At 69.4% G+C, this 17,813-nt stretch carries 20 protein-coding genes; 11 read left to right on the top strand and 9 right to left on the bottom strand.

What is annotated here, in order from left to right; genetic code table 11:
* Window positions 1-5 precede the first annotated feature (5 nt).
* Genes EWH70_RS20830 through EWH70_RS20820 form a run of 3 tightly spaced genes read right to left on the bottom strand, consistent with a single transcriptional unit; the run spans window position 6 to window position 2,635 of the window.
* Window positions 6-497, bottom strand: a complete 492-nt coding sequence (locus tag EWH70_RS20830; RefSeq protein WP_130477131.1) for a YbaB/EbfC family nucleoid-associated protein — start codon at window positions 495-497, stop codon at window positions 6-8.
* A gap of 27 nt (window positions 498-524) precedes the next feature.
* Window positions 525-1,280: a decaprenylphospho-beta-D-erythro-pentofuranosid-2-ulose 2-reductase gene (locus EWH70_RS20825; RefSeq protein WP_130477130.1), complete on the bottom strand. Its 756-nt coding sequence runs from the start codon at window positions 1,278-1,280 to the stop codon at window positions 525-527.
* On the bottom strand, window positions 1,277-2,635 hold the full coding sequence (locus EWH70_RS20820; protein ID WP_130477286.1) for a decaprenylphosphoryl-beta-D-ribose oxidase: 1,359 nt from the start codon (window positions 2,633-2,635) through the stop codon (window positions 1,277-1,279). The genes EWH70_RS20825 and EWH70_RS20820 overlap by 4 nt, the downstream gene beginning before the upstream one ends.
* 115 nt (window positions 2,636-2,750) lie before the next feature.
* Between EWH70_RS20820 and EWH70_RS20815 the strand changes: the two genes are divergently transcribed.
* Window positions 2,751-3,194 (top strand): GtrA family protein, encoded by a 444-nt coding sequence (locus EWH70_RS20815; protein ID WP_130477129.1) that lies wholly within the window; start codon window positions 2,751-2,753, stop codon window positions 3,192-3,194.
* A gap of 78 nt (window positions 3,195-3,272) precedes the next feature.
* The gene (locus tag EWH70_RS20810) at window positions 3,273-5,228 is read left to right on the top strand and encodes a glycosyltransferase (protein ID WP_130477128.1); all 1,956 of its coding nucleotides are present in this window, start codon (window positions 3,273-3,275) and stop codon (window positions 5,226-5,228) included.
* A 63-nt stretch (window positions 5,229-5,291) separates the two neighbouring features.
* On the opposite strand, the gene EWH70_RS20805 is transcribed toward EWH70_RS20810, so the two are convergent.
* On the bottom strand, window positions 5,292-5,534 hold the full coding sequence (locus EWH70_RS20805; protein WP_130477127.1) for a hypothetical protein: 243 nt from the start codon (window positions 5,532-5,534) through the stop codon (window positions 5,292-5,294).
* 108 nt (window positions 5,535-5,642) lie between these two features.
* Between EWH70_RS20805 and EWH70_RS20800 the strand changes: the two genes are divergently transcribed.
* From EWH70_RS20800 to EWH70_RS20785, 4 genes are all read left to right on the top strand, one after another.
* Window positions 5,643-6,428, top strand: coding sequence for an ESX secretion-associated protein EspG (locus EWH70_RS20800; RefSeq protein WP_130477126.1), 786 nt, complete (start codon window positions 5,643-5,645; stop codon window positions 6,426-6,428).
* Between the two features lie 95 nt (window positions 6,429-6,523).
* Window positions 6,524-6,994, top strand: a complete 471-nt coding sequence (locus EWH70_RS20795; RefSeq protein WP_130477125.1) for a hypothetical protein — start codon at window positions 6,524-6,526, stop codon at window positions 6,992-6,994.
* A 17-nt stretch (window positions 6,995-7,011) separates the two neighbouring features.
* Complete coding sequence (locus EWH70_RS20790) at window positions 7,012-7,557, top strand: DUF3558 family protein (protein ID WP_130477124.1); 546 nt, start codon at window positions 7,012-7,014, stop codon at window positions 7,555-7,557.
* A gap of 10 nt (window positions 7,558-7,567) precedes the next feature.
* Complete coding sequence (locus EWH70_RS20785; RefSeq protein WP_130477123.1) at window positions 7,568-9,019, top strand: hypothetical protein; 1,452 nt, start codon at window positions 7,568-7,570, stop codon at window positions 9,017-9,019.
* Window positions 9,020-9,074: 55 nt separating this feature from the next.
* On the opposite strand, the gene glfT1 is transcribed toward EWH70_RS20785, so the two are convergent.
* Genes glfT1 through wzm form a run of 3 tightly spaced genes read right to left on the bottom strand, consistent with a single transcriptional unit; the run spans window position 9,075 to window position 11,762 of the window.
* Window positions 9,075-9,995, bottom strand: a complete 921-nt coding sequence (gene glfT1 / locus EWH70_RS20780; protein WP_276320569.1) for a galactofuranosyltransferase GlfT1 — start codon at window positions 9,993-9,995, stop codon at window positions 9,075-9,077.
* Between the two features lie 3 nt (window positions 9,996-9,998).
* Complete coding sequence (wzt, locus tag EWH70_RS20775; protein ID WP_130477122.1) at window positions 9,999-10,814, bottom strand: galactan export ABC transporter ATP-binding subunit Wzt/RfbE; 816 nt, start codon at window positions 10,812-10,814, stop codon at window positions 9,999-10,001.
* Window positions 10,815-10,817: 3 nt separating this feature from the next.
* Complete coding sequence (gene wzm, locus EWH70_RS20770) at window positions 10,818-11,762, bottom strand: galactan export ABC transporter permease subunit Wzm/RfbD (RefSeq protein ID WP_130477121.1); 945 nt, start codon at window positions 11,760-11,762, stop codon at window positions 10,818-10,820.
* Window positions 11,763-11,933: 171 nt separating this feature from the next.
* Here wzm and EWH70_RS20765 point away from each other — a divergent pair, with 171 nt between their 5' ends.
* From EWH70_RS20765 to EWH70_RS20745, 5 genes are all read left to right on the top strand, one after another.
* Window positions 11,934-12,563, top strand: coding sequence for a glycosyltransferase family 29 protein (locus EWH70_RS20765; protein ID WP_130477284.1), 630 nt, complete (start codon window positions 11,934-11,936; stop codon window positions 12,561-12,563).
* 26 nt (window positions 12,564-12,589) lie between these two features.
* The gene (locus EWH70_RS20760) at window positions 12,590-13,024 is read left to right on the top strand and encodes a hypothetical protein (protein WP_130477120.1); all 435 of its coding nucleotides are present in this window, start codon (window positions 12,590-12,592) and stop codon (window positions 13,022-13,024) included.
* Window positions 13,024-13,488: a GNAT family N-acetyltransferase gene (locus EWH70_RS20755; RefSeq protein WP_130477119.1), complete on the top strand. Its 465-nt coding sequence runs from the start codon at window positions 13,024-13,026 to the stop codon at window positions 13,486-13,488. Before EWH70_RS20760 ends, EWH70_RS20755 begins: the two co-directional genes overlap by 1 nt.
* A 5-nt stretch (window positions 13,489-13,493) precedes the next feature.
* The gene (pseI, locus tag EWH70_RS20750; RefSeq protein ID WP_130477118.1) at window positions 13,494-14,546 is read left to right on the top strand and encodes a pseudaminic acid synthase; all 1,053 of its coding nucleotides are present in this window, start codon (window positions 13,494-13,496) and stop codon (window positions 14,544-14,546) included.
* A 172-nt stretch (window positions 14,547-14,718) separates the two neighbouring features.
* Window positions 14,719-15,618, top strand: a complete 900-nt coding sequence (locus EWH70_RS20745; RefSeq protein WP_240687110.1) for an endonuclease domain-containing protein — start codon at window positions 14,719-14,721, stop codon at window positions 15,616-15,618.
* A 79-nt stretch (window positions 15,619-15,697) separates the two neighbouring features.
* Here EWH70_RS20745 and EWH70_RS20740 read toward each other — a convergent pair whose 3' ends face one another.
* Together EWH70_RS20740 and pseB are read right to left on the bottom strand one after the other, a co-directional pair.
* The gene (locus tag EWH70_RS20740; protein WP_130477117.1) at window positions 15,698-16,822 is read right to left on the bottom strand and encodes a DegT/DnrJ/EryC1/StrS family aminotransferase; all 1,125 of its coding nucleotides are present in this window, start codon (window positions 16,820-16,822) and stop codon (window positions 15,698-15,700) included.
* Window positions 16,815-17,798: a UDP-N-acetylglucosamine 4,6-dehydratase (inverting) gene (pseB, locus tag EWH70_RS20735; protein WP_130477116.1), complete on the bottom strand. Its 984-nt coding sequence runs from the start codon at window positions 17,796-17,798 to the stop codon at window positions 16,815-16,817. Before pseB ends, EWH70_RS20740 begins: the two co-directional genes overlap by 8 nt.
* Window positions 17,799-17,813: the final 15 nt, after the last annotated feature.

Below are 17,813 nucleotides of genomic sequence, written 5' to 3'. Positions count from 1 at the left end.
TCCCCCTAGTGCGTCGGCCGCATGATCGGGCCGCCGAAGTCCTCGTCATCGGAGTCGTCGCGCCGCCGTGCGGGCCGCGGCGTCGGCTTGGGCGCCGGTGCGTGGACCGGCCCCGGCAGGTTCTCCGCCGCCGGTGGCGTCGCGGGGCCGATCGGCTCCACCGCGTGCGCGGAGAACGCCTCCTTGAACTGGTCCAGCCGGTCGCCGAGCACCGGCCGCACCGTCTCCTCCATCAGGGCGGCGGCCTGCTGTGTCGCCTGCCGGACGGTGGCGAGGATCTCCTGCTGCAGCTGCGTGTGCGAACGCTGGACGGCACGCGGCGACAGCTGCAGCCCGAGCAGCGCACCCGACGGCGCGACGGTCACGGTCACCGACCCGTCGGCGTTGCGGGCACTGCCGCGCAGCTCGGCGAGCTTGTCCTTCAGCTCACCGGCTCTGGCGGCCTGCTCGCTGAACGCACGAATGGTCGCGTCGAGTTTGGCTTCCTGATCCGGCATGGCCCCACCGTAACGGCGGGGGCCTAGCTAGATGGGCAGCTTGCGGAAGATCGGCCGTGGCACGTGTCGCAGCGCCGACATGATGAACCGGAACGGCGGCGGCGCCCAGACCAGCTCCTTGCCCTTGCGCTGGGCGTCGACGGCGATCTCGGCGACCTGCTCGGCGGTCTGCGCGAGCGGGGCGTCCTTCATGCCCTCGGTCATCTTGGTCTTCACATGACCGGGCCGGACCACCGTCACCTTGACCCCGTGGTCGGCCAGCGCCTCACCGAGGCCCAGGTAGAAGCCGTCGAAACCGGCCTTGCTGGAGCCGTACATGAAGTTGGACCGGCGCACCCGCTCACCGGCAACCGACGACAGCGCGATGACGCTGCCGTGCCCCTGCTTCTTGAGCTTGTCGGCCAGCGCGACGCCGACCGAGACCGCGGCCGTGTAGTTGACCGTGGCCAGCTCCACGGCCTTGCCGTGGTCCTGCCACAGTTCCTCGGCGTCACCGAGCAGGCCGAACGCGACCACGGTGACGTCGATGTCGCCGTCGGAGAACGCCTTCTCGATCACCGAAGGGTGCGAGCCGGGGTAGCTGGCGTCGAAGTCCACAGTGGACACGTCGGCGCCTGCCGCGCTCAGCCGCTCGTAGGCGGCGTCGAGGCGGGCCGACGGCCGCGCGGCCAGGACGATCCGCAGTGGACTGTCGGCGAGGTAGCGCTCGGCGATGGCCAGGCCGATGTCGGAGGTGCCGCCGAGGAGCAGCAGGGACTGGGGGTTGCCAACTGCGTCGATCAAAGCTCAAGCCTCCGGCTCATGTCCGAGGCGAACACGCCCTCGGGGTCAACGGAACTGCGGATCTTGCGGAACTCGTCGACCCGCGGGTACATCCGGTGGAAGGTCTCCGCGCTCGTGCGGGAGTCCTTCGCGGTGTAGAGCCTGCCGCCGACCGAGAGCACCTCCTCGTCGAGTTCCCGGCACAGCCGGGACAGCCCGGCCTTGATGGGGAAGTCCAGGCAGATCAGCCAGCCCTCGTGCGGGTACGACAGCGGCGCGCGGTTGCCCTTGCCCATCGTCTTGAACACGTTCAGCGCCGAGTAGTGGCCGGAGTTGGCGATCTTGGTGATGATCCGGCGGAAGTCCTCGTGCGCGCCCAGCGGAGTGCTGAACTGGTACTGCAGGAAGCCCTTCGAACCGTAGCCGCGGTTCCACTCTCCGACCAGGTCGAGCATGTGGTAGAAGGACGTGATGTTCTGAATCGCGCCACGCCCCGCCTTCGGCGTGGTCCGGTAGTAGAACTCCCCGATCGCGGTCAGCGAGAGCTTGTTCATGAGCCCGTTCGGGAAGACGTCCGGGACGGTCAGCAGCTGCGGGGCGTCGAACTTCAGCGGCTCCGCGCGCAGCTTCTCCGGCAGCTGGTCCACCGTGGCCAGCGAGCCCCTGCCGAACGCGCCCCTGCCGAGCTTGGCGCCCTTCGAGATGGTGTCGAACCAGGCCGACGTGTAGGTGTAGTTGGCCTCGGAGCCGTTGCTGATCAGCTCCAGCGTCTCGTCGAGGTTCTCGGTGCGGTCGTTGTCGACGATGAAGTACGCGGTCTCGGTCCTGGTCATCCGGATCCGGGCACGCAGGATGATGCCGGTCAGGCCGATGCCGGCGACCGTCGCCCAGAACAGGTCGGACTCCGGGCCGTCCGGCGTGATCGTGCGGATCTGCCCGTCGGCCGTGAGCAGGTCCATCGACACGACGTGGTTGCCGAAGCTGCCCGCGGAGTGGTGGTTCTTGCCGTGGATGTCGTTGGCGATCGCGCCACCGATGGTCACCTGGCGCGTTCCGGGCAGCACCGGCACCCACAGCCCGTGCGGCAGCGCGGCACGCATCAGCTGGTCCAGGCTGACGCCGGCGTCCACGTCGACCTCGGCGGTGTCCGGGTCGATCGAGTGAATGCGGTTCAGCGGGGTCATGTCGACGACGAGACCGCCCGCGTTCTGCGCCGGGTCGCCGTAGGAGCGGCCGAGACCGCGGGCGATCACCCCCCGGTCACCCGCCTGGGCGACCGCCCGGGCGATGAGGTCGACATCGGCGGTGGACAGCACCTCGGCGGTGGTCGGCGCGGTGCGTCCCCAGCCGGTGAGGGTTTGCCGCTGGGTCGGTATCGACTGCTTCCCGTGGCTCACCCGACCAGGGTAGCCACCGCCCGACGGCGCCACCCGGGCACGCCACTCGTACACTTGCCCCGGTAAACGGACCCCTGGTCGATGAGGTAGTGACGTGGTGACGACCGAGCCGGAAGCGGGCGTAGGACGCCCGGCCTCGCCGGGGCTGCTCGGCCAACTCCTGCGGTTCGTCCTCATCGGCGGCTTCTGCGCGCTGGTGGACCTCGGAAGCTACTGGCTGCTGCTGCAGACCGGCCTCTGGGTGCACTTCGCCAAGGCGCTGGCCTTCATCGCCGGTACCACCACCGCGTACTTCCTCAACCGCCGCTTCACGTTCGCCGCCGGCAACAACGGCACCGCGAGCCAGGCAGGTGGGTTCGCCCTGCTCTACACGGTGACGTTCTTCGTCAACGTGGGGACCAACGCGCTGGCCTTGGCCCTGCTCCCGGAGTTCCGCTGGGAGTTCGCCGTAGCTTGGGCGGTCGCGCAGGCAACCGCGACCACCATCAATTTCGTAATGCTTAAGTGGGTCATCTTCCGCGAGCGGCACGACGCATGACCTCCTGTGAACAGTTCACAGGAACGGGCTGTAGTTTGTGGCCGCGTGTTCTTAGCCCCCTTGGAGGATTGAGGTTCAATGCCCGGTAAGGCAGCAGCGGCAACCGGACAGGCTGGTGGAGTGGTGGTCAAGGAACAGCCCGTGAGCCCGACCCTCGAGGCACACGACGACACGACGTTCTCCGAGCGCGCGCCGCAGGGTCGCCTGCTCGCGCAGCGCGGCCTGTTCTCCGGCCCGTCCGACCTCGTCCCCGAGGGGCTCTACGCCGAGGTCATCGCCGGGATCGTCACCCGGCGCCGGGACGGCATCACTCTGGCCGAGAACGCGCAGGTGTCGTGCAACACCTACTTCGGGCGCTTCCCGGCCAGCTACTGGCAGCGGTGGACGGTCGTGCGCGAGGTGCGGGTCGAGGCCGTCGTGACCGGCTCCGGGCACCTGTCGGTGAGCGCCTCGGACATCGAGGGCGAGCCGCGCATGGTGGCCAGCCAGCGGGTCGAGGGCCTGAACCAGGCCACCGTCACCATGGAAGCCAAGATCGACAAGTTCTTCGACGGCGGCGCCCTGTGGCTGGACCTGGTCACCTCGCAGGGCCAGGACCTGGTCGTCGAGAAGGTCCGCTGGACCGTCGAGCCGCCGGAGCGCATCCGCCCGACCGCGGTGACCATCTGCACGATGAACCGCGCCGACGACTGCCTGGCCAACCTGCAGGCGCTGGCCGGTGACCTGTCCTCGCTGGAGACCCTGGACGCCATCTACGTCGCCGACCAGGGCACCGACCGCGTCGAGAGCCGGGACGGCTTCGAGCAGGTCGCCAAGGACCTCGGCGACCGGCTGCACTACATCATCCAGCCCAACCTCGGCGGTGCAGGCGGGTTCACCCGCGGCCTGTACGAGGTGGCCGGGCACACCGAGACCGAGCACGCGAACGTCCTGTTCATGGACGACGACGTGCTGCTGGAGCCGGACCTGATCATCCGGATGACGGCGTTCTCCAACAAGACGGCGAACCCGATCATCGTCGGCGGGCAGATGCTCAACCTGCTGCACCCGCACCAGCTGCACCGCGGCGCCGAGTACGCCGACCTCAACCGGCTGGAGACCGGGCAGGTCGTCAAGCACAGCCTGGACACCGCCGACCTGCTCGGCTTCGACGAGGAGACCGGCAAGCCCAACCGGCAGGAGCGCCGGATCGACGCCGCCTACAACGGCTGGTGGTCCTGCCTCATCCCGTACGAGGTGGTCAAGGCCTGCGGTTACCCGCTGCCGTTCTTCTTCCAGTGGGACGACCAGGAGTACGGCTACCGGGCCCGCGCGAACGGGTTCCCGACCGTCACCCTGCCCGGTGCCGGCGTGTGGCACGCCGACTTCCACTGGAAGGACTGGGACGAGTGGCACCGCTACTTCAACCTGCGTAACGCCATGATCACCGCGGCGTTGCACAGCCCGTTCGACCTGAACGTGCTCACCAAGACGCTGCTCGGCCACATGGCCCGTTACCTGCTCGGGATGCAGTACGCGCTGACCGCGACCCTGCTCAAGGCCCTGGAGGACTTCCTGGAGGGGCCGGAGATCCTGCGTGACGGCGGCGTCGCCGCGATGAAGGAGATCCGGGAGATCCGGGCCCGGTACCCGGAGGCGAAGAAGTACGACGCCACCGAGGTGCCCGGCATCCCGTCCAACGACATCGGCATCATCAACGCCGCGCCACGGCCCAGCATGCAGCGTGCGGTGCTGATCAAGCGGGTCATCGACCGGGCGCTGGGCAGGCACCGGCACGCGCTGGGCCAGATCCCCGCCGACGAGGCCTACTGGTGGCACGTGTCGCTGTTCGACACGGCCGTCGTGACCGACATGTCGCAGGAGGGCGTGCGGCTGCGCAAGTACGACCGGGAGGAGATGTTCCGCCTGGCCAAGCGTGGCGCGAAGCTGATCGCCCGGCTGCGCAAGGAGGGCCCGGCGGTGCAGGAGCAGTACCGCCGCGCCATGCCCGAGCTCACCAGCCGGGAGAACTGGAAGCGGCTCTACGAGCTCTGACCTGCTGCCGAAAGGCGCTTTCACTTCACCCCGTGGAGTGAAAGCGCCTTTTGTTTTCCCTGGTCAGCGCAGACCGAACACCTTGCTGCGCCGCTGCAGGTCGTCGATGTAGGCGACGGCCACGTGCGAGAAGTTGATGTGGACGGTGGCGCCCTCCTTGGTGGTCACCGCCTCGACGGAGCGGTGGTCCAGCATCAGGTGCAGTTTCTTGTCCAGCTCGTCGACGTCGTCCTCGTTCAGCGCGAAGAACAGCGGTTCGTGCGCTGCGGCGAGATGCAGGACCAGGACCGGCTTGGTGTCGCTCATGATCCCCAGGACAGCGCACCCGCCCACGGTGGACAACCCCGGTTCGCTGACAGCGCAGCCTGCGGATAACGTTCAGTCACACGCTGACACGGGCCCAGGGGGGAGCAGATGGCGCACTCGTTCTCGCTGTCGCTGGCGGCGGTGGACATCCTGCTGGACCTCGGCAAGCTCGGCCCCGCGCCGTTCCCGTTCGAGGTGCCGCATCTCGGGACCACCCACGAGCAGCGCGCCGCGATCCGCGACGCCGTCTACCGCGACCTCGACTCCCGCGGCCTGATGTTCCGCGGCCGTCTCGACCCGGACGCCGAGGTGGCGCTGCGGACGTTCGTCGCCTCCCCGGTCGCCATCGTCGCCGCCGGCGAGCTGGACGACGGAAAGCCGCTGTTCGCCAGGGTCGCCGCCGACCGGCAGTTCGCCGTGCTCGTCCAGCAGAAGGACAACATGCTGGTCTTCGAGGAGGTCCGGCCGACCGGCATCGTCCCGGCCATCGTCGACCTGCTGCCGCTCACCTCGCCGGGCCCCGGCCAGTCGGTGACCGTCGCGCGCCCGTCCCGCAAGCCGAAGCCCCGGCACCGGCAGGAGGACAGCTACGACCCGTTCGCGGGAGTGTCCGGCCCCAGGTCGCAGTCGTCGGTGTCCAGCCAGATGCGAGCCATCGAGCGGATCTTCGAGAAGCCGAAGCTGCGGATCGGCCAGTTCACCGCGTTTGTCCGTGACGACCGGGGCGCCGAGGTCGACATGAGCCCGCTGGCCTGGTTCGACAACGAGGACGGCCGCTACCTCGTCACCATGCGTGACGCCGAGGACGGACAGCAGTGGGTGACCTACGCCCCCGCCGACAACGCCCGTATCGGCCAGCAGCTGTACAGCCAGGTCGAGCGCTACCTGTCCTAGCGCACTCCTGGGGAACCGTTCGCACGGGCGAACCGTCATAGTGGGTGGCCGACGTAGAATGCGCGCGGACAGCCACTGAGGGAGGGCGAGCAGCGATGCCGGTGTTCCAGGAGGATCCGGGTCAGTCTTCGGCGCCACCGGTGATGCCGGGTGGCGCGGCGGCGTTCGACAGCAACCTGAGCAAGCAGGTCGCGGCCACCGCCGGTGAGGCGAAGAAGCTGGTCGAGGCCGCGAAGAACGGCGGCTTCAAGATCGACCCGGACGCCATTCCCGACCTGGTGAAGGCACTCACCACCATGAAGGACAAGGTGGACAAGACCTTCCGGGACGTCCAGTACGTCGCCGAGGCTCCCAAACTGGGCAGCCACGCCTACGGCCAGACCGTGGCGCAGCACAACCAGAAGGGCGGCGCCGGCGAGGTCGGCTCGGTGAAGCAGGTGCTCCAGCACTTCAGCCAGGTGCTCGACGACGCGCACTTCGCGTTGCTGCGGGCGTCGGGCAAGTACGGCGACAACGAGGACGCGATCCGGGCGGCGATGAAGTCGCCGCAGGTCGTCCAGGCGTGAGGACGGTTGCTCAGCGCATGAAGCGGACATCGACACTGCTGGTGCTGGCCGCGGCCGGCGCGCTCGCCGTCGGCGGTTGCTCGTCGGTCGACGGCACCGCCAAGCCCGCGCCCGGCAGTGCCCAGCCGTCCACCGGCGCCAGCTCACCGGCGGAGTCGAGCAGCCCGGCACCCGGTGGCGACTCGCCCACCGCGGCGCTGAAGCCCTGTGAGCTGGTCACCGCGGCCGACCTCGCGCCGGTCGGCCAGTTCGAGCCGGGCAAGGAAGGCAACAAGGGCGGCGCCCGAGTGTGCGACTACGACCGGGCCAGCGACACCGATCTCGGGATCGCCATTCGTGACACGCAGGGCATCGACGAGGTCCAGCAGGCGAACAAGAAGACCGGCAAGATCAAGGACCGCCGTGCCGTGCGGGCCTACAGCGACGGTGGATGCTTCTTCGCGATCGAGGTGACCCCCACGTCCAGGGTCGACGTGTCGGTCGCCATCGGAGACGAGAACGAGGTCTGCCCGGTGGCCGAGCAGGTGGCCGGCATCGTCGAGGCGAAACTTCCGAAGGGGTGAGGGAGTTCAGATGACCAAGCAGCTCACGCAGCAGGAGTTCGAACGGCTGTCGCCGTCGGCGCGGGACCAGTACCTGCAGGACGTCGCGTCGTCGAACACGCCGCAGGACGCCTGGCTTCTCGGCTTCATGCAGGACTTCGTGGCCCGCCAGGCCGCGTCCCAGCAGGCCGACCAGATGGGCGAGAAGAACGTCAAGGACCTCTCCGACGCCAAGGGCGTCCAGTTCATCGAGGGCCTCAAGCCGTCCGGCGAGAACTACCCCGGCCACTCCCACGCCCAGATGACGAAGTACGTCAACGACAACCTGGACACGCAGCAGATCGTCGGGGTGTCGGACGCGTACCACAAGCTCCACCTGGACTTCAAGGACTTCGCCGACCAGCTGACCGAGGCGGTCAACAAGTCCAAGGGCGCCTGGGAGGGCAACGCGGGCGAGAACGCCCGCGGGTACTTCGCCAACCTCGCCAAGTGGGCCGACACCAACGGCGACAACGCCAAGCTGGCTTCGGAGACGATGTACCAGCAGTCCGACGCCGCCGGCCGGGCCAAGAACGGGATGCCGGAGGAGGTCCCGTTCAACTGGCAGTCCGAGATCGACAAGTGGAAGCAGAACCCCTTCGACTTCGCCGGCAACATCAAGGAGACGCTGGAGACGTACAAGGCCAACAAGCAGGCGCACGCGGACGCGGCGCAGGTGATGACCACGTACGACAACGAGCTCTACGAAGCGGCCTCCAAGCAGCCGGTGTTCGCCGAGCCGCCGAAGTTCAACGCCGCCGGGTCCGGTGGTGACGACGGCGGTTTCGACGGCAACCAGATCGACGGCAAGTACCGGCTGCCGGACGAGAACGGTGGCAACGGCGGCACGGGCAGCTCCGGCTACGGCGGAGGCATGCCGGGCGGCGGCGGTTCGATGCCCGGTGGCGGCGGCAACGACGGTGGCGGCTCCACGCCGAGCGGTCCGGGGTCGCAGACCGGTTCGGGCACCGTGCCCGTGGGCACCGCGCCTGCCGGTTACCGGCCGCCTGCCGGCATGCCGACCGGCGGGCCCCCGCCGAGCACCAGCGGGATGCCGATGGGTGCCATGCCGATGGGCCCGATGGGTGGCATGGCCATGTCCGGCCCGGAGAACTACCAGAGCAAGATCGGCCGCGGCGGTTTCGGCCCGGGCGGTGGTGCGGGGATGCCCGGTGGCGGTGGCTCCGCCTCGGGTGCCGCTTCGGGCGTCGCCAAGCCCGGCGGTGTCGGTGCGGCCGAGGCCGCTGCCGGCCGCGGCATGGGCGCCGGTGGCCGCGGCCCGGGTGGCATGGGCGCGGGCATGGGCGGCATGGGTGGCGCCGGCCGTGGTGGCCAGGGCAGCGAGGACGAGGAGCACACCAGGCCCGCGTTCCTCGTCGAGGGTGACCCCGACGAGATCTTCGGGACCGACCAGCGCACCGCGCCCCCGGTCATCGGCGAGTAGAACGTCCGAACGCGCAGAAGGGGCCCGCCAGGCAGGCGGGCCCCTTCTCGTGTGCCTAGAACCGGAAGAACTTCTCCCGCTGACCCTGCCGGACCAGCTTCAGCCACTGCAGGAACGCCTTCGGGTCCCGCTTCACGGCCACGAAGTACAGGCCGAACCGGAACACCTCCAGCGCCCCGATCTTGCGCATCCCCGGCTGCGACAGCAGGTAGCCGCGGTTGCGGTAGGTGTAGTACCGCTTGACCTCGTTCTCCGGGTCCTGCGCGTGGAACCGGCCGCCGAGCATCGGCTTGAACTCGTCGGAGCCGTCGGGGTGCAGGTAGGTGGCCTTGAGCGAGGTGCCGAACGGCAGCCCGGAGCGGACCAGCCTGCGGTGCACCTCGACCTCGTCGCCGCGGAAGAACAGCCGCAGGTCCGGCACGCCGACGACGTCCAGCGTCGACGCTCGGAACAGCGCACCGTTGAACAGTGACGCGATTCCGGGCAGGAAGTCCTCGCCGAGCTCGGCCGACGACCGCTTCCAGGTCAGGCCCCTGCGCAGCGGGAACGCCAGCTTGGCCGGGCTGTCGATGTTCGACACCACCGGCGAGACCTCGGCCAGCTGACGCTTCTCGGCCTCCTCCAGCAGGACGGCCAGCACGGTCTCGTCGGCGGGCCTGCCGTCGTCGTCGGCGAGCCACAGCCAGTCGGCGCCCAGCGCCAGCGCGTGCAGCATGCCCAGGGCGAACCCGCCGGCGCCGCCCAGGTTGTGGTGTGAGGGCAGGTAGGTGAACGGCAGCGGGAACGACTCGACGACCTCACGGGCCGGCTCGTCGGGGCCGTTGTCCACCACCACCAGGTGAGTGACCGGATGGGTCTGCGCGGCGATGATCTTCAGGGAGTCGGCGAGCAGGTCCCGCCGGTGCCGGGTGACCACGACGGCCACCACCGATCCCTCGGGTAGCGGACCCTGCTCGGTCATCGGCCGCTCAGTCATCGGTCAGTCACCACCGTTCCCGCTCATCGCGGGCGCCGCACCGATGCGGGCCAGCGTCTCGGCACTCAGGTGCTCGAACGGGTCCCGCCCCTTGTAGGCGGTGAGCACCTCGCGCAGGGAGCCTTGCTGCTTGACGTTGCCGCTGTCCATCCAGATCGCCGAGTCGCAGAACTCCATCAGGAACTCGTCGGAGTGGTTGGCGAACACCAGCAGCCCGGACCGGCGGACCAGGTCTTTGAGCCGGTCGCGTGCCTTGGCCATGAACGCCGCGTCCACGGCGCCGATGCCCTCGTCGAGGATGAGGATCTCGGGGTCGATCGAGGTCACGATGCCCAGTGCCAGGCGGACCCGCATACCCGTCGAGTAGGTCCGCAGCGGCATCTGCAGGAAGTCGCCGAGCTCGGTGAACTCGGTGATGTCGTCGACCCGCTTCTCCATCTCCTTGCGGGTCATCCCCAGGAACAGGCCGCGGATCATGATGTTCTCGAGGCCGGAGATCTCCGGGTCCATGCCGACGCCGAGGTCGAACACCGGGGCGACCTTGCCGACCACCCGCGCCGAGCCGCGGGTGGGCTCGTAGATGCCCGAGAGCAGCCGCAGCAGCGTGGACTTGCCCGCGCCGTTGTGGCCGACCAGACCGACCCGGTCGCCCTCCTTCAGCGACACGGTCACGTCGCGCAGGGCCTCGATCACCGGAACCCGGCTGCCGGTGCCGATCTTGCCGCCGACCTTGCCGATGACCTTCTTCTTCAGCGAGCGGGTCTTGGCGTCGAAGATGGGGAAGTCGACGTAGGCGTTGCGTACATCAATGCTGACCATGTGTCACACCCAATAGGAGACGCGGGCACGGTAGTTGCGCATGGCGATCAGGGCCAGGCCCCAGCCGACGACGGCCATGCCGACGACGGCGATCCAGCTGACCGGGCTGATGTGCTGCCCGAGCAGTGGTGCGCGTACCACCTGCACCAGATGGTAGATGGGGTTGAACTGGATGATGGGGAGCACGGTGTCAGCAAGGTCGCGTTTCGTGCCGGTCACCGCGGTCACCTGGTCCAGCGGCCAGACGATCGGCGTCATGTAGAACATCAGCTGGACCAGGGCGGCGATGACCTGGGGGATGTCGCGGAAACGGGTCGAGATGATGCCGAGCAGCATCGTGACCCAGCCGGCGTTGATGGCGATCAGCGCGAACCCGACGACCGCCAGCAGGATGTCGAAACCGATGCCGGGGTGGCAGGTCCAGCTGCTGCCCGCCTCACAGGCGCCGTTGCCCTGGAGGGTGTAGGGGTTGCCGAGGGTGCCGACGAAGATCAGCGCCATGGCGATGTAGACCAGGAAGTTGTGGCCGAACATCAGGGCCTGGCGCCACACGGTGCGCAGTGCGTAGACCGACAGCGGTGCCGGTAGCTGCTTGATGAGGCCCTCGTTGGAGATGAAGACCTCCATGCCCTCGGTGAGGCAGCCGCTGATGAAGGTCCAGATGATCATGCCGGTGGCGACGTAGGGCAGGAACGTGGCGACCGGTGCGTTGAACAGCACCGAGTAGAGCCCGCCGAGGCCGACCGCGATGACGGCCTGGCTGATGGTGATCCACAGCGGCCCGAGGACAGAGCGTCGATAACGCTGTTTGATGTCCTGCCAACCGAGGTGGCTCCACAGTTCCCTGGCCCGGAAACCGGCTTTCAGATCGGCGAAGGCGCGCTTGAAGGTGCGACTGTCGGAGAGTGGGGGCGCCGGGGGAGCGACGCTGGTGCTGGTGGCATGCACGGTTCACGACGATACCGAGAGGTGAACCCGGCACGGTTTCACCCCGTCAATGCAGGGGATTACTGCAACTGGTAGCGGGATCCGTACCGAATGTTCACGCGGCGTGTCCTGGTAGTTTCCTGTCCCATGACAAGCGCCGTCGTCGCCAGCGCCGCGGGTGAGCCGAGCCTGATGGTGAGCCTGCTCGAGGCGTACGCCGACCGGCCGTCCCCGCGTGCCGTGGCCGTGGTCGGCAACCAGCCGCTGCCCGAGGATCCGCAGCGGGCCAAGGCGATCGACGCATGCGATATGGTCATTCGCGTCAACGGCTTCGTCTGCGACGAACCGGACGGCCCGCCCGCCGTCGGGACGCGCACCCACGTCGTCGTGTTCAACCGGGCCGTGCGGGCCACGAAATGGGTGTTCCACGACTACCGCTCGCGGCTGTACCTCATGGTCGAGCCGGGCAGGCTGCACTGGGAACCCGAGGAACTGCCCGCCTGGTGGCCCGCCGATCTCGGGCTGGTGCCGGTGTCCAACACCGAGGTGACACTCCCGCTGTCGGACGCGCTCGGCCTGCCCACCCGGACGGAGTCGACGTGGTCGACCACCGGCACCATGGCGGCGTGGATCGCGCGGACCGCGTTCCCGACCGCCGAGCTGCTGCTGACCGGGTTCTCCTTCATCGACAACCCGAACCAGACACACTGGGACCACGCGGCCGGTGACTCCTGCATCGTCGGCCCGGAACACCAGATCGCGGCCGAGGGCCGGTTGCTCGACTCCTGGACCCGCACGGGCAACACCAAGCTCTGGCGCTGATTCACCACTCAGATCGAAGGAACCGCATGTCTCCGTTCAACTTCCGACGCCGTGCCGCCGCGAGGCTGGCGAGAGTGGTCGACTTCCGGCTCAACGAGCGGGTGCATCCCCTGGAACAGCGCCTGCGCCACCAGGAGGACTGCACCGACGACCACCGCAGGCGGCTCGACGCGCTGGAAGCCGGCATCGAGCAGCTGCGGGGCGACCTGCGCTGGACCGACAACGAGCTGGAGCGGCTGATGCCGCACGTCGCCGCGCAGGATGCGCGGATCGAGTCGCTGCGGGAGCAGATCGCGCTCGTGCCGCACGCCGACAAGCCCGAACTCGCGGAGGCCCGGTCGCTGATCGAGGAGGTGCAGCGGCAGCACGCGCAGATCCGGGTGCGGCTGACCGGCATCGCCCGGTACGAGCACCGGTTGCGTGCGCTGGAGGAACAGGCCGCGGTCACGGTCGGGGAGTAATGCCTGCCGTCACCACCCGTGCGGCCACCGAGGCCGACGCCGGGTTGCTGCTCGAGTGGCGCAACGACCCGGTGACCCGGCGATGGTCACGCGACACCGGGGAAGTGGGGCTGGACGACCATCTGGCGTGGCTGTCGCGTTCCCTCGGGTCGGCGGAGCGGCTGCTGCTGATCGCCGAGTCCGGGGGAGCCGCGGCGGGCAACGTGCGGTTCGACCTGCGTGCGGCCGGTGTCTGGGAGGTGAGCATCACCGTGGCGCCGGAGTTCCGTGGCCGGGGCCTGGCGGGTGCGATCCTCGCGGCGGGCGAGGAAGCGCTGCTGCGGGCGCGTCCGGTGGACACCGTGCTGGCCGCCGTGCACCGGGAGAACGCGGCGTCGGCGGCCCTGTTCGACCGCGCGGGCTACGTCGAGCGGGAGGAGCCGGAAGGGCCGTTCCGGCGGTTGTCGAAGACGTTCGTACGATGAGGGCCATGACCAGCGACGTGCGGATCGGTGCCCATTCCGTCGGGCCGGGGCATCCGCCGTTCGTCATCGCCGAGATGTCCGGCAACCACAACGGGGACCTGGACAGGGCGCTGGCGATCGTCGATGCGGTGGCCGCCACCGGCGCGCAGGCGCTGAAGCTGCAGACGTACACGCCGGACACGATCACGATCGACGTGGACGGGCCCGCGTTCCGGATCGGCGACGAGCACTCGCTGTGGGGCGGGCAGAACCTGTACAAGCTCTACGAGCGGGCGCACACGCCGTGGGAGTGGCACGAGCCGATCTTCGAGCGTGCGCGGTCGCACGGCCTGGAGGTGTTCTCCAGCCCGTTCGACCCGACGGCGGTGGAGCTGCTGGAGTCGCTGGGCGCGCCCGCGTACAAGATCGCGTCGTCGGAGATCGTCGACCTGCCGTTGATCGAGCTGTGCGCGCGGACCGGCAAGCCGCTGGTGATCTCGACCGGCATGGCCAGCATCGCCGAGATCGACGCGGCGGTGCGCACGGCGCGGGAGGCGGGCAACGACCAGCTGATCGTCCTCGGGTGCACGGCCAGCTACCCGGCCTCGCCCAGCGAGAGCAACCTGCGTGGGCTGCCGGTGCTGGCGTCGGTGACCGGGACGCTCGTCGGGCTGTCCGACCACACGCCGGGTATCGGCGCGCCGCTGGCCGCCGTCGCGCTGGGGGCGGTCGCGGTGGAGAAGCACGTGACGCTGGCGCGGGACGACGGTGGCGTCGACGCGGACTTCTCGCTGGAGCCGGCCGAGCTGGCGGCGCTGGTCGTGGAGAGCAGGCGGGCCTGGGAGGCGCTCGGTTCGCCGGTCATCGGGCCCCGGGAGAGTGAGCGGGAGGGGCTGCGGCTGCGGCGGAGCCTGTACGTCGTGGCCGACGTGCGGCCTGGGGATAAGGTCACCCCCGCCAACGTCCGCTCCATCCGCCCCGCGGGCGGCCTCCCGCCGTCCGACCTGTCCAAGGTCCTGGGCCGCACCTTCACCGCCCCGGCCCCCCGAGGAACCCCCCTGACCTGGGACATCATCTAGCCACCCACCGCGAGTCGTACGTTCTCCCGCGCGAGTCGTACGTTCCCACGCGCGAGTCGTAGGTTCTGACGCGCGAGTCGTCACTTCAAGTTGTCCACAGGCACCTGGGGTTGTCCACAGGCAGGGCAAGATGCTCTTGGCAACGCCGCCAAGGGCGGGCAACAGTGATCGCGTGTCTGAATTTCCGGAAGGCCTGCACGGCGCCCATCTGAGGGCAGCGTTACGTCGTGAGCTGGGAGCCGATGCCCTGCGCGCGGCGGTGGACGGTGGGCGGCTCGTCTCGTACTCCAAGACCGTGCTGGTGGAGCGCCGCAGGGCGCTGGACTTCCTCACCACCGCCGCCGCAGCTCTGTTGTTCCATGGCCCCGCGGCCGTGCTGACCAGGCAGACCGCGCTGGCGGTGCACGGTGTGGCGGCCGCCGAGCGGGCCCCGGTCGAGGTGCTGGTGCCGTACGCCCGCCGGGGCCACAAGCGTCCAGGGCTTCGGGTACACAACGGGCGCGTCGAGGACCAGGACGTGGTGGAGATCGCCGGCTTGCGGACCGTCGCGCTCGACTACGCACTGGCGGACGTCCTCGCCCGCGACCCGGGGCGCCTCGCGCTGGCCTGTGCCGACCAGGCGATGGCGATGACTCCGGAGCCGGAACGAGGTGAGTTCCGGGAGTGGATCGAGGTGCGGATCACCGACCGGCCCGATCCCCGGGGACGCAAACGGGCCCGGATTCTCCTGGACCTCGTCACGGGGCTGCCGGAATCCCCGTCGGAGAGCGCGCTCCTGCTGACGCTGACGGAAGCGGGCTATCCGCCGCCGCAGCCCCAGTTCTCCGTCCGCGACCTGGCCGGACAGGAGATCTACCGGCTCGACTTCGCCTGGGCACAGTGGCGGATCGCCGTCGAGTACGACGGGTACGAGGCTCACGAGGGCAGGCAGGACCTCGACGCCGCGCGGGATGCCGACCTGGCACGTCGCGGCTGGATCGTCATCCGCGCCACCGCGGCCGACCTACGAGACCCGACCCGGCTGCTGGCCGCGGTCGCCTCGGCCTTCGCCCGCCGCGGCGTCGCCGCCTGAACCTACAACTCGCACGTCAGAACGTACGACTCGCGCGTGGGAACGTACGACTCGCGCGTGGGAACGTACGACTCGCGGGTTAGAAGAAGGCTCGGATCGCGGTTATGACCCTGTCCACGTCCTCGTCGCGCAGGTCGGGGAACATGGGCAGGGAGAGCTCCTCGGCGTAGAAGCGCTCGGCGTTCGGGCACAGGCCACGGCGGTAGCCCTGGTCCTCGAACACCGGATGCCAGTACGCCGGGATGTAGTTCACCTGCACCCCGATGCCCTCGCCCCGCAGGTGCTCGAACAGCGCCCGCCGCCTGCCGTCCAGGACCCGCAGCGGGTACAGGTGCCACACCGGCTCCGCGCCCGGCCGCACCACCGGCGTCCGCACACCGTCCACATCGGACAACGCAGCGGTGTAGCGCGCGTGGATCTCCGCCCGCCGCTTGACGAACGACGGCAGCCGCTTCAGCTGGTTGCTCCCCAGCGCGCACAGCACGTCCGGCAGCCGGTAGTTCAGCCCGAACTCGTGCACCTCCTGGTGCCACGGCCCCTCGTCGGGAAACCGCTGCCGCGCCTTGTCCCGCACCAGGCCGTGGTTGCGGAACCCGCGTGCCCGCTCCAGCAGCTCCGGCGACGGCGTGACGACCGCGCCGCCCTCGGCCGTGGTCAGGTTCTTCGTCGGGAAGAACGAGAACGTCGTCAGGTCGGCCATCGACCCGACCGGCCTGCCCTGCCAGGAAGCGCCGATCGAGTGCGCCGCGTCCTCCAGCAGCAACGCTTCGCCCGCGACCTCCCGCAGCTCGTCCATGGCAGCCGGGTGCCCGGCGTAGTCGACGGCGGCCAGCACCTTCGTCCGCGACGTCATCGCCGCCCGCGCGGCCTCGACGTCCAGCAGGCCGGTCTCCGGGTCGACGTCGGCGAACACCACCTTCGCGCCGTGCAGCGCGGCGGTGGACGCCGTGGCGACGAAGGTCATCGGCGAGGTCACCACCTCGTCGCCCGGCCCGATGCCGGCGGCCGCGTAGGCGACGTGCAGCGCCGCCGTCCCCGATGTCACCGCCACCGCGGGGGTACCACCGGCGTGCTCGGCCAGCCCGGCCTCGAACCGGTCCACCTCAGGGCCGGTGGTCAGCCAGTCGGTCCGCAGGACCGCCGCGACCGCCTCGATGTCCTCTTCGGACACCGACTGACGTCCGTAGGGCAGGAACTCAGCCATACTGCTCAACCAGGTCACGCAGTTCGTCGGCGTCCAGCCACAGGTCATTGGTGTCCGACCGGTACGCGAAACCGTCCTGGACCGGTTCGCCGTCGGCGGGCGGCTGGTAGCCCCAGCCCGCGATGTGCGGCTGCACGATGTAGCGGTCGGGCAGCCGCAGCGTCCGCCGCGAGTCGTCGGGCGCGATCATCTCCTCGTGCAGCTTCTCGCCGGGCCGCACGCCGACCTCGTGCATCGGGCTGCCCGGGGCGATGGCCTGCGCCAGGTCGACCAGCCGCATGCTCGGGATCCGCGGCACGTACAGCTCACCGCCGTGCATCTGGTCGAACGAGTCGACGACGAACCGCACGGCCTGCGGCAGCGTGATCCAGAACCGGGTCATCTCCTTGTGCGTGATCGGCAGCGACTCGCCCTTCGCCGCCAGCGCGCGGAAGAACGGGATGACGCTGCCCCGCGAGCCCATCACGTTGCCGTAGCGCACTACCGAGAACCGCGTCGGGTGCGCGGCCGCGTAGTGGTTGGCGCTGATGAACATCCGGTCGGCACACAGCTTGGTGGCGCCGTAGAGGTTGATCGGGCTGGACGCCTTGTCGGTCGACAGCGCGACGACCTTGCGCACCCCGGTGTCGATCGCGGCCTCGATCACGTGCTGCGAGCCGGTCACGTTCGTCTGCACGAACTCGAACGGGTTGTACTCGCCGGTGTCGACCTGCTTGAGCGCCGCGGCGTGCACGACGTAGTCGACGCCGTGCATGGCACGCTCCAGCCGCCGCCGGTCGCGGACGTCGCCGATGAACCAGCGCAGCCGCGGGTCGTCGCCGAACTGCTGGCGCACCTCGTACTGCTTGAGCTCGTCCCTGGACAGCACGACCAGCCGGCTCGGGTTCAGCTCGGCGAGGGCGTAGGAGATGAACGCCTTGCCGAAGGAACCCGTCCCGCCGGTCAGCAGGATGCTCGAGCCTTCGAGCTCGGCCATCGATGACCTCCGCGT

The sequence above is a fragment of the Amycolatopsis suaedae genome (assembly GCF_004214935.1).
Taxonomy (GTDB): domain Bacteria; phylum Actinomycetota; class Actinomycetes; order Mycobacteriales; family Pseudonocardiaceae; genus Amycolatopsis; species Amycolatopsis suaedae.
The sequence above is the reverse complement of the archived record's forward strand: the minus strand, read 5'-3'. Positions and strand labels throughout refer to the sequence as shown.

Excerpts from the sequence above, each read along its gene's own strand:
- EWH70_RS20810 (WP_130477128.1), top strand. The coding sequence starts at position 3,273 with ATGCCCGGTAAGGCAGCAGCGGCAACCGGACAGGCTGGTGGAGTGGTG.
- wzt (WP_130477122.1), bottom strand. The coding sequence starts at position 10,814 with ATGGTCAGCATTGATGTACGCAACGCCTACGTCGACTTCCCCATCTTC.
- pseI (WP_130477118.1), top strand. The coding sequence starts at position 13,494 with ATGACCAGCGACGTGCGGATCGGTGCCCATTCCGTCGGGCCGGGGCAT.
- EWH70_RS20830 (WP_130477131.1), bottom strand. The coding sequence starts at position 497 with ATGCCGGATCAGGAAGCCAAACTCGACGCGACCATTCGTGCGTTCAGC.
- EWH70_RS20800 (WP_130477126.1), top strand. The coding sequence starts at position 5,643 with ATGGCGCACTCGTTCTCGCTGTCGCTGGCGGCGGTGGACATCCTGCTG.
- glfT1 (WP_276320569.1), bottom strand. The coding sequence starts at position 9,995 with ATGACTGAGCGGCCGATGACCGAGCAGGGTCCGCTACCCGAGGGATCG.
- EWH70_RS20805 (WP_130477127.1), bottom strand. The coding sequence starts at position 5,534 with ATGAGCGACACCAAGCCGGTCCTGGTCCTGCATCTCGCCGCAGCGCAC.
- EWH70_RS20755 (WP_130477119.1), top strand. The coding sequence starts at position 13,024 with ATGCCTGCCGTCACCACCCGTGCGGCCACCGAGGCCGACGCCGGGTTG.
- EWH70_RS20760 (WP_130477120.1), top strand. The coding sequence starts at position 12,590 with ATGTCTCCGTTCAACTTCCGACGCCGTGCCGCCGCGAGGCTGGCGAGA.
- pseB (WP_130477116.1), bottom strand. The coding sequence starts at position 17,798 with ATGGCCGAGCTCGAAGGCTCGAGCATCCTGCTGACCGGCGGGACGGGT.
- EWH70_RS20795 (WP_130477125.1), top strand. The coding sequence starts at position 6,524 with ATGCCGGTGTTCCAGGAGGATCCGGGTCAGTCTTCGGCGCCACCGGTG.
- EWH70_RS20790 (WP_130477124.1), top strand. The coding sequence starts at position 7,012 with ATGAAGCGGACATCGACACTGCTGGTGCTGGCCGCGGCCGGCGCGCTC.
- EWH70_RS20740 (WP_130477117.1), bottom strand. The coding sequence starts at position 16,822 with ATGGCTGAGTTCCTGCCCTACGGACGTCAGTCGGTGTCCGAAGAGGAC.
- EWH70_RS20765 (WP_130477284.1), top strand. The coding sequence starts at position 11,934 with ATGGTGAGCCTGCTCGAGGCGTACGCCGACCGGCCGTCCCCGCGTGCC.
- EWH70_RS20785 (WP_130477123.1), top strand. The coding sequence starts at position 7,568 with ATGACCAAGCAGCTCACGCAGCAGGAGTTCGAACGGCTGTCGCCGTCG.